Source organism: Mycobacterium sp., from assembly GCF_047975165.1.
GTDB lineage: Bacteria > Actinomycetota > Actinomycetes > Mycobacteriales > Mycobacteriaceae > Mycobacterium.
This window is the reverse complement of the sequence record NZ_JBKECZ010000149.1, coordinates 1-10,216: the sequence shown is the minus strand read 5'-3', so window position 1 is coordinate 10,216 and position 10,216 is coordinate 1. Positions and strand designations below refer to the sequence as shown.

General features: G+C 68.1%; 7 protein-coding genes and 1 pseudogene. 5 read left to right on the top strand and 3 right to left on the bottom strand.

Annotated features, from left to right (window positions below; genetic code table 11):
• Positions 1-1,577, top strand: a 1,577-nt coding sequence (locus ACK5M9_RS13945; protein ID WP_416893749.1) for a PPE domain-containing protein, incomplete at its 5' end; no start/stop codon positions are given.
• Between the two features lie 230 nt (positions 1,578-1,807).
• Positions 1,808-3,496, top strand: coding sequence for a PPE family protein (locus tag ACK5M9_RS13940; RefSeq protein WP_416893751.1), 1,689 nt, complete (start codon positions 1,808-1,810; stop codon positions 3,494-3,496).
• 20 nt (positions 3,497-3,516) lie between these two features.
• On the opposite strand, the gene ACK5M9_RS13935 is transcribed toward ACK5M9_RS13940, so the two are convergent.
• Both ACK5M9_RS13935 and gcvT read right to left on the bottom strand, forming a co-directional pair.
• Positions 3,517-4,635 (bottom strand): branched-chain amino acid aminotransferase, encoded by a 1,119-nt coding sequence (locus ACK5M9_RS13935; RefSeq protein ID WP_416893748.1) that lies wholly within the window; start codon positions 4,633-4,635, stop codon positions 3,517-3,519.
• A gap of 54 nt (positions 4,636-4,689) precedes the next feature.
• Positions 4,690-5,793, bottom strand: a complete 1,104-nt coding sequence (gene gcvT / locus ACK5M9_RS13930) for a glycine cleavage system aminomethyltransferase GcvT (RefSeq protein ID WP_416893747.1) — start codon at positions 5,791-5,793, stop codon at positions 4,690-4,692.
• A 14-nt stretch (positions 5,794-5,807) separates the two neighbouring features.
• Between gcvT and ACK5M9_RS13925 the strand changes: the two genes are divergently transcribed.
• Both ACK5M9_RS13925 and ACK5M9_RS13920 read left to right on the top strand, forming a co-directional pair.
• Complete coding sequence (locus ACK5M9_RS13925) at positions 5,808-6,926, top strand: adenylate/guanylate cyclase domain-containing protein (protein ID WP_416893746.1); 1,119 nt, start codon at positions 5,808-5,810, stop codon at positions 6,924-6,926.
• A gap of 56 nt (positions 6,927-6,982) precedes the next feature.
• Positions 6,983-8,539: a leucyl aminopeptidase gene (locus tag ACK5M9_RS13920; protein WP_416893750.1), complete on the top strand. Its 1,557-nt coding sequence runs from the start codon at positions 6,983-6,985 to the stop codon at positions 8,537-8,539.
• Here the strand turns inward: ACK5M9_RS13920 and ACK5M9_RS13915 are convergent.
• Positions 8,532-9,485 (bottom strand): annotated as a pseudogene (locus tag ACK5M9_RS13915) (alpha/beta fold hydrolase); the annotation flags it as partial. The gene ACK5M9_RS13920 and the pseudogene ACK5M9_RS13915 overlap by 8 nt on opposite strands.
• 229 nt (positions 9,486-9,714) lie before the next feature.
• On the opposite strand from ACK5M9_RS13915, the gene ACK5M9_RS13910 reads away from it, so the two are divergent.
• On the top strand, positions 9,715-10,216 hold a 502-nt coding region (locus ACK5M9_RS13910; protein WP_416893745.1), incomplete at its 3' end, for a biotin/lipoyl-containing protein.

Here is a 10,216-nt window from a genome sequence, read left to right as displayed (position 1 = left end):
CGAATCGCAACGCGTTTGTGCAGCTGGTGCGCTCGAACTTCCTGGGCCTCAACGGGCCGATGATCGCCGCCGCTGAAGGCATCTACGAAGAATTCTGGGCCGCCGATGTGGCTGCGATGTTCGGCTACTACGGCGGCGCCTCCGCCGCGGCCGGACAACTCGCCTCCTGGAGCCAGGCCCTACAGGGCCTGCCCGGCATCGGCGCCACGGTCGGCAGCGCCGAAGCCGCCTTCACCAACTTGGGTGCGGGCAACCAAGGTGTCGGCAACATCGGCATGGGTAACAACAACCTGCCGCTTCCGAAGAACATCGCCACCGGCGCTACCCTCACCGGCTTGGGCGGTGTTCCTCTCGGTGGTGTCGGCAATATCGGCCAGGGCAACCTCGGCGGCGGCAACATCGGCGGCGGCAACCTGGGCACCGCCAACCTGGGCAACGGCAACTGGGGTAACTGGAACATCGGCGCCGGCAACCGTGGCACCGGCAATATCGGCTTCGGCAACGGTGTCGTGAACATGTCCGACAACCTGTTCGGCAACAACATCGGCCTGGGTAACCTCGGCGCCAGCAACTGGGGCCTGGGCAACAACGGTGTCGGCAACCAGGGCGGCGGCAACACCGGCAGCTGGAACATCGGCCTCGGACTGACCGGCGACCACCTCTTCGGCATCGGCGGCACCCATATCAATATGGCCACCGGAGAATTCAGCATCGCCCCCCTCAACGGCGGCACCGGCAACATCGGCTTCGGCAACTCCGGCACCAACAACATCGGATTCTTCAACTCCGGCGACGGCAACGTCGGCATGTTCAGCTCCGGGTTCAACCTCGACGCCGACGACTTCGGCAACACGCAGGGCTTCGGGATCGGCAACACCGGCTACGGCAACATCGGCATCGGCAACAGCGCTGCGGTCGATGGTGGCCCGTTGCGCTTCCCCCCGGGCGGTACGGGCGGCAACTTCGGCTTCGGCAACAGCGGTGCGCTCAACACCGGCATGGGCAACGCCGGCATCCTCAATACGTTCAACGGCAACGCCGGCAGCTTCAACACCGGCTTCTATAACAGCGGTGACACCAACACCTGGAGCGGCAACTCCGGCAGCTACAACACCGGCTTCAACAATGCCGGCTGGGGCAACACCGGCAACTTCTTCGCCACCGACATCACCGACCAGAAGTTCATCTCCGGCTCCGGCCACATACTGGGCCCCAATGTATGGGGCGTCTCGGGCTACAACAACTTCGTTCCCGATTCGTCTGTAGCAGGCTATTCAAATCTCAATAAATTCCTATATCCGAATCAAACCGGCTTCTCCGGCCCAGGCATGTCCCAGGTCTCCGGCTTCGGGAACACCATTTTGAACGACCTGCCGCCCGCACCGGATCCCGGCACCTCCAACTCCCTGACCGGGTTGACGTCCGGTATCTACAACAACGCGGCAACCATCGCCGTACAAGACCTCGGGTCCTCCGAAGTTTTCATAAGGGGCTTGGCGTCGGGTATCGCGAACATGGCCAGCGAGGGCGGCGGCTACTTCAACATCGTCCACATCCTGCAAGGCCTAGCCGGGTAGCCCCGCCAGGTTTCGACCGCGGATACGCGATGACCGTCGGCGCCCTTGGCGTCGGCGGTTCTCGCGTATCAGGGTGCATGACACGTTCCACTACAGCCATCGGGACACGGCGTCAGCCGAAGAACTCGACTCGGCCACCAGCTCCTTCTCCTCGAACCTGACCGGCCACACCTGGCAGGGCCCGGCGGCAGCCGCCATGGCCAACGCCGCCGGCCCCCTACACCGCCTTCCTGCACACCGCCTCCACCCGCGCACTGGGCGCCTCAGCCCAGGCCAACGCGGTGGCCAGCGCGTTCGAGACCGCGAAGTCGGCGATGATCAACCCCGAGGCGATCGCCGCGAATCGCAACGCGTTTGTGCAGCTGGTGCGCTCGAACTTCCTGGGCCTCAACGGGCCGATGATCGCCGCCGCTGAAGGCATCTACGAAGAATTCTGGGCCGCCGACGTCGCGGCGATGTTCGGCTACTACGGCGGCGCCTCCGCCGCGGCCGGACAACTCGCCTCCTGGAGCCAGGCCCTACAGGGCCTGCCCGGCATCGGCCAAGCCATCAACAGCGCCGCGGCCACCGCCGCCGCCGTCCCCGCCAACTGGGGCTTCGGCAACCTCGGCGCCAGCAACATCGGTTCCGGCAACAACAACTCGGCGCTACCTAATCCCCTGGGCGGGGCTACTCCCGGCGGTGCCGGTAACTTCGGCTCCGGCAACCTCGGTGGTGGCAACATCGGCAGCGGCAACAAGGGCACCGCTAACCTCGGCAACGGCAACTGGGGTAACTGGAATATCGGCTCCGGCAACCGCGGCACCGGCAACATCGGCTTCGGCAACAGCATCCAGGCCATGGGCGACGCCCTCTACGGCAACAACATCGGGATCGGCAACCTCGGCGCCAGCAACTGGGGCCTGGGCAACAACGGTGTCGGCAACCAGGGCGGCGGCAACACCGGCAGCTGGAACATCGGCCTCGGACTGACCGGCGACCACCTCTTCGGCATCGGCGGCACCCATATCAATATGGCCACCGGAGAATTCAGCTTCGAACCGCTCAACGGCGGCACCGGCAACATCGGCTTCGGCAACTCCGGCACCAACAACATCGGATTCTTCAACTCCGGCGACGGCAACGTCGGCATGTTCAGCTCCGGGTTCAACCTCGACGCCGACAAACTCGGCACGACGCAGGGCTTCGGCATCGGCAACACCGGCTACGGCAACATCGGCATCGGCAACAGCGCCGCGGCCCCCACCTACTCGGCAGTAGTGGATCCAGGCAATCCGATATTCCCCACAGCTGGTACCGGAGGGAACTTCGGCTTCGGCAACAGCGGCGCACTGAACACCGGCTTCGGCAATGCCGGCGGCTTCAACACCGGCAACGGCAACGCCGGCGACTTCAACACCGGCGACATGAACAGCGGCAACACCAACACCTGGAGCGGAAACTCCGGCTGGTTCAACACCGGCTTTTCCAATGCCGGCTGGGGCAACACCGGAAACTTCTTCGCCACCGACATCACCGACCAGAACTTCATCTCCGGCTCCGGCCACGTCCTCGGTGACAACGTGTCCGGCGTCTCCGGCTACAACAACACCGTCCCCGACCCCGGCTTTGTGAATTCCCAGCTCTTCCCGGATCACGTCTTCGGATCCTCCAGAGGATTCTCCAACGTCTCGGGCTTCCAGAACATGGTCGGGGAAGTGCCGTACAACGGCGCCAACCCGCCGTACGGCTCGAACGGCGCGGTATCCGGTATTTACAATGCGCCAACAAACCTGGTCAACCAGGCCTTCACCGTTGGAGGGGGAGTCGGCGATGTCACCGTCGAGATGGCCGGCTTCGCCTCGGGCATATTCAACAACTACACGCTGGCCGCAGGCTACTTCGACATCGTCCACCGGCTGCAAAGCCTCACCGGGTAGCGGCGAGCCGCTGGCCCCGCTCAGTCCAGTCGCGACATCCAGCCGTGGGTGTCGGCGAAGGTACCCCGCTGGATTCCGGTGAGCGTGTCCCGCAGGGCCATTGTCACCTCGCCGGGTTGCCCGTCGGCGATGGTGAATTCGCGGTCTGCATATTTGACCAGCGCCACCGGGGTGATCACGGCAGCCGTCCCGCAGGCGAACACCTCGGTGATCTCCCCTAATGCCGCCTTCTGCTGCCATTCGCCCATGTCGATTTTGCGTTCCTCGACCGGGAACCCGGCATCGACGGCCAGCTGCAGTAGCGAATCGCGGGTGATGCCGGGCAGCAGCGAACCGGACAGTTCAGGCGTGACCAGCCGCGCCGAGCCGCCGCTGCCCAGCACGAAGAACAGGTTCATCCCGCCCATCTCTTCGACGTACCTGCGCTGCACGCCGTCCAGCCACACCACCTGGTCGCAGCCGTGGTCGGCCGCCTCGGCCTGGGCCAGCAGAGACGCGGCGTAGTTGCCGCCGAATTTGGCCGCACCCGTTCCGCCCGGGCTGGCGCGGACGTATTCGGTCGAGACCCACACCGACACCGGGCTGATACCGCCCTTGAAGTAGGCGCCGGCCGGCGAGGCGATCAGCAGGTAACGGTATTCGTTGGCCGGCCGCACACCCAGCCCCGGCTCGGTGGCGATGATGAACGGCCGCAGGTACAGCGCCTCCTCCCCGCCGGCCCTGGGCACCCACGTGTTGTCGACCGCGATGAGCTGGCGCAGCGACTCGATGAACACCTCGTCGGGCAGTTCCGGGATGGCCAGTCGCCGCGCGGAGGAGCGCAGCCGGGCGGCGTTGGCCTCGGCGCGAAACGCCACCACCGACCCGTCGGTCCACCGGTAGGCCTTGAGCCCTTCGAACACCTCCTGGGCGTAGTGCAGCACGATGGCCGACGGGTCGAGTTCGATGGGCCCGTAGCCGATGACCCGCGCATTATGCCAGCCGGGGCCGCCGGCCGCCGGGGACCGGTAGTCGATACACACCATGTGGTCGGTGTGATATCTCCCGAAGCCGGGGTCGGCCAGGATCGCCGCCCGCTGGGCCTCGGTGGCGGGGTGCGCCGCGCGCGACACCGTGAAGTCCAGGGAAGGGCCGGTCATGGGGCCGAGTCTATAACCGGCTGCCAACGTAAATTTCCCCGCGAGGATCGGCTGTCACCGGGTTTTCAGCTCGACGAACGGCGGACGCACGACTTCACATTCCACCGCGCGACCGCGCACGTCCACGTCGACCCGCCCGCCGTCGGGCACCCCGGCCGCCGCGTCGATCAATGCCAGCGCAATACCGAGTTGCAGGGTCGGGGAAAAGGTCCCCGACGTGGTTATCCCGACCGGCTTGCCGTCGCCGAGTACCGCCAGCCCGGGGCGCAACACGCCGCGCCCGATTGTCCGCAAGCCGCGCAGCAGCCGCCGGGGGCCGGCCGCCTTCTCAGCCAGCAGCGCGTCGCGGCCGAAAAACGCCTCCTTGTCCCAGCCGATCGCCCACCCGCACCGCGCCTGCAGCGGCGAAATATCCGGTGCCAGTTCGTGCCCGTGCAGCGGGTAGCCCATCTCGGTGCGCAACGTGTCGCGGGCGCCGAGCCCGGCGGGCTGACCGCCGGCGTCGGTGACGGCGGCGACCAGCGCGTCGAACACCGGCGCGGCGCCCTCCCACGGGGGAAGCAGTTCGTAGCCCTGCTCGCCGGTGTATCCGGTCCGGCAAACCCGCACCGGCACACCGGAATACGTCGCATCCGCGTAGCCCATGTAGTCCATGCCGGTCGGCAACCCGAGTGCGGCCAGGACGTCGGCGGACCGGGGCCCCTGCACGGCGAGCACCGCAAAGTCGCGGTGCCGGTCGGTGATGGTCACCTCGGTCGGCGCGGCCGCCCGCAGGGCGGCCACCACCGCGGCGGTGTTGGCGGCGTTGGGCACCAGGAAAATCTCGTCATCGTCAACGTAGTAGACGATCAGGTCGTCGATGACCCCGCCGGCGTCGTTGCAGCACAGCGTGTATTGCGCCTTCCCAGGGCCAATGCGCGTCAGGTCGTTGCTCAGCGTGGAGTTGGCCAAGTGCGCCGCGCCGGGTCCGCGGATCGTGGCCTTGCCCAGGTGGCTGACATCGAACAGGCCGACGGCGTTGCGGGTGGCGTTGTGCTCGCCGACCGTTCCGGCATAGGACACCGGCATCAGCCAGCCGCCGAACTCGGCGAACGTCGCACCGAGCTCGCGATGGCGGTCCTCCAACGGGCCATGCTGCACATCCGGTGCATCACTCACGTAGTCCGATGCTAGTGGCCGCCCCTCCTGGCACACTGGGGCAGGTGTTCGACTGGGATGCGCTGGCCGCCGCCGGGATCGCGAACCCCCGCGAGCGGGCCGGACTGATCAGCTACCTCGACGGGCTCGGCTTCACCGTGGAGGACATGGTCGGGGCCGAGCGCCGCGGCAGGCTGTTCGGGCTCGCCGGAGACGTCCTGCAGTGGTCCGGCCCGCCGATGTACACCCTGGAGGCCGCCGCCGGACAACTCGGATTGTCCACGTCCGAGATGCACCAGGTGTGGGCGCTGCTCGGCCTGACCGTCGCCGGCCCTGAGGTTGCCGCACTCAGCCAGGCCGACGTCGACGCTCTGGCCAACTGGGTCGCCTTGCGGGCCGTCGTCGGCCAGGACGGTGCACTGAGTCTGCTGCGGGTGCTGGGTGCGGCGATGGCCCGCCTGGCCGAAGCCGAGACGACGATTACCGGCAGGCAAATGCCGGACACTCAGATACGTCGCACCCACGACGAACTCGCCTCCGCCCGGGCCTACCGTGCCGTCTGCGAATTCGTCCCGCGCATCGGCACCCTGATCGATATCGTGCACCGCCATCACCTGACCAGCGCCCGGGCCCACTTCGAAGACGCGGCTCAAGACGGCGCCGCCGGCGTGGTGTGCGGCGTCGGCTTCGCCGACCTGTCCGGTTTCACCGCCCTGACCCAGGTGCTGGCGCCCGCACAACTGTTCGACCTGCTCATCGGCTTCGGCGATGCCGTCACCGATGTCCTGCACGCCGACGGCGGCCGGGTGGTGAAGTTCATCGGGGACGAGGTGATGTGGGTGAGTACCGCACCCGAGCGGCTGACCCGGGCGGCCGTCGACCTCGTCGAGCATCCGCGGGCAAGGGATGCGGGTCTGCGGGTCCGCGCCGGATTGGCCTACGGCACCGTGCTGGCCATCGGCGGCGACTACTTCGGCACTCCGGTCAACCTGGCCGCCCGCCTGGTGGCGGCCGCGGCGCCGCAGCAAATCCTGGCGGATTCGGCGTTACGCGACGCGGTACCGGAGTGGCCGTCCGCCCCGTACGGGCCGTTGGAACTCAAAGGTTTCGACTCCCCCGTGCCGGCCTACGAACTGCACGCCAACCCCGGGTAATCCGACGGCGCTAGGGCCATCCCGGCGTGCCGCCGTTAGTCTTGGTGCCCGTGACCATCAAGAAATCGGCCTACCAGACTCCATCGATCACAGTCGCCACATCGCTGCCCACCGACGGCGCGGATTCGGCGGTACTGCTGCTACCCGTCGTCGCGACCGGAGACGACGACCGGCCAGCCGCCACCGTTGCCTCGGCCGAGCCGTTTCTGAATGCCGCGCAGATCGCCGAGATCGAGGCCGGCCTGCGGGCGCTGCAGGCCACCGGCGCCAGCATCCAGCTGCACCGCCTGGTGGTTCCCTCGCTGCCGGTTGCCAGCGTGCTGACGGTAGGGCTGGGAACTGCCCGCGACCAATGGCCGAACGAGGTGGTGCGCCGTGCCGCCGGAGCCGCGGCCCGCTCGCTGGGCGGTGTGGAGTCGGTGATCACCACGATGACCCAGCTGCCGGGCGAGGACGGGTGCGCGGCCGTCGTCGAAGGGCTGATCCTGGGCGGCTACCGGTTCACCGACTTCCGCAGCAGCAGAACCGCACCCAAGGACGCCGGGCTGCGCGAGATCACCGTGCTGGCCGGAGCCGGGGACGCCGAGCGGGACGCCGCGGAACGCGCCGGCCACGGTGCCGCGGTGGCAGCCGCGGTGGCCACTGCGCGGGACTTCGTCAACACTCCCCCCGGCCACCTGTACCCGGACGAGTTCGCGAGCCGCGCCAGGATATTGGGCGAGTCGGCCGGCCTGGACGTCGAGGTCCTCGACGACAAGGCGCTGAGGAAGGCCGGCTTCGGCGGCATCGTCGGCGTCGGCCAGGGATCGTCGCGGCTGCCACGGCTGGTGCGGCTGACCCACCGCGGATCGCGGCTGGCCGAGGACCCCGAAAAGGCCCGCCGGGTCGCCCTGGTCGGCAAGGGCATCACCTTCGACACCGGCGGCATCTCGATCAAGCCGGCCGCGTCGATGCATCACATGACCTCCGACATGGGTGGCGCGGCCGCGGTGATCGCGACCGTGCTGCTCGCCGCGCGCCGGCAACTGCCGATTGACGTGATCGCGACCGTGCCGATGGCCGAGAACATGCCCTCGGCCACCGCCCAGCGGCCCGGCGACGTGCTGACCCAGTACGGCGGGATCACCGTCGAGGTGCAGAACACCGACGCCGAAGGCCGGCTCATCCTGGCTGACGCCATCGTGCGAGCCTGCGAGGACAACCCCGACTACCTGATCGATACGGCCACGCTGACCGGCGCCCAGACTGTCGCGCTGGGTTCCCGCATCCCCGGGGTGATGGGTAGCGACGAGTTCCGCGACCGGGTCGCGGCCGTCTCGCAGCGCGTCGGCGAGAACGGCTGGGCTATGCCGCTGCCCGACGACCTCAAGGACGACCTGAAGTCCACGGTGGCCGACCTGTCCAACATCAGCGGCCAGCGCTTCGCCGGCATGCTGGTCGCCGGGGTGTTCCTGCGGGAATTCGTCGCCGAGTCGGTGCAGTGGGCGCACATCGATGTCGCCGGGCCGGCCTACAACACCGGCAGCCCGTGGGGCTACACGCCCAAGGGGGCCACCGGGGTGCCCACCCGGACCATGTTCGCGGTCCTGGAGGACATCGCTAGCAACGGCTGACCCGCGCGCGCCGCAGCGCGGGTGCCGACTCCTTGCCGTCGGCGAGGTCGGCGAATTCACTTACGGCCGCGGCCATCACGTGCGGGTGCGACATCGGCGAGAAGTGGCCGGCGTCGATGTCGCGGCGCCACAGCCTCGGCACCCATCGCACGGTCTCGTCGTAACCGTGCGGGCGCACGTATTTGTCCTTGGTGTTGACGATCAGCTGCACCGGCACGTCCACTTCGTGCACGCCCCGGCGGCGGAATTCGCCCGAGTACGAGCGCCAGTAGTTGGCCGGATACACCTTCACCGCGTTGGCGGCGTCGGCGGAGATGGTGGCGGAATGATGGATCTGGCCGACCGGGATGTTGTCGACGACGCGGCGGCGCACCGCGGGGCTGGCGAACGCCATCCGCAGCATTGCCGGTGCCAGCACGGGCACCGAGAAGAACGCCATGTAGCTCAGTCGCGCCGCCTGGCTGAATGCGCGGGCGAAGGAGCGTGGGCGCCACGGCCGCCGCAGCCCGTCGAAGACGAACTCGACCAGCTGGTCGTGAGCGGGGCCGGAGACCGAGGTGAACGTCGCGACCCGGTCGGCTGCACCGGGCCGCTTCAGGTACTCCCACACCCCCACCGAGCCCCAGTCGTGGGCCAGCACGTGCACCGACCCACCCGGACTCAGCTCGCCGGCGACAGCGGCGAAGTCGTCGGCGAACCGGGCCATCGTGTAGGCCGAGACCTGTTTGGGGGCCGAGGACATCCCGACGCCGCGGTTGTCGTAGCGGATGACGCGGAATCGGTGCGCAAGCAACGGTACGACGCCGTCCCAGAGCACGTGCGAGTCCGGCCAGCCGTGCACCAGCATCACCGTCGGCCCCTCCGGGTTGCCATCGCAATAGACCGCGATCCGTGCGCCGTCGGCGCTGTCGACGAATATCTGGGGGGCATCCTGTGCTGCCGGCATCGAACCTCCGCCACCTACGACATGTTGTCTGGACCAGTGGCCACACGGTAGCAAGAACCGGGGTCGGCGCCCGGGTAGAAAAAGGGGGGCGACCTGGTTGCGCGGATGTGGTGGCACAGTGACAGGATGGGTCTTTGACATCCGCATCGGTTCGGCATCCCGCGTGCCAGCGTGTGGTAACCCAGAAGTTCGACCCACAGCCCGACGACAGTTCGAGGAGTCAACGAAAATGGCCTTCTCAGTCCAGATGCCGGCGCTCGGCGAAAGCGTCACCGAGGGCACCGTCACCCGCTGGCTCAAGCAGGAAGGCGACACCGTCGAAGTCGACGAGCCGCTCGTCGAAGTCTCGACCGACAAGGTCGACACCGAAATCCCGTCCCCCGTCGCCGGCGTGCTGAGCAGGATCGTCGCCCAGGAGGACGACACCGTGGAGGTCGGCGGCGAACTTGCCGTCATCGGTGGCCCCGGTGAAAGCGCCGCACCGGCCGCTCCCGCCCCGGCCGAGCCCGCGCCTGCAGCCGCGGCCGCACCGGAACCCGCACCGGTAGCCGAACCCGAGCCGGCCCCACCGGCACCGAGCACCCCGGCGAGCTCGGCAGCGGCCACCGGTGGCGCCGCGACACCGATCCTGATGCCCGAGCTGGGCGAGTCGGTGGCCGAAGGCACGGTGACCCGCTGGCTGAAGAAGGTGGGCGATTCGGTTCAGGTGGACGACCCGCTGGTGGAGGTGT

Bases quoted from the DNA above. Each gene is read 5' to 3' on its own strand.
- ACK5M9_RS13935 (WP_416893748.1), bottom strand. From the start codon at position 4,635: ATGACCGGCCCTTCCCTGGACTTCACGGTGTCGCGCGCGGCGCACCCC.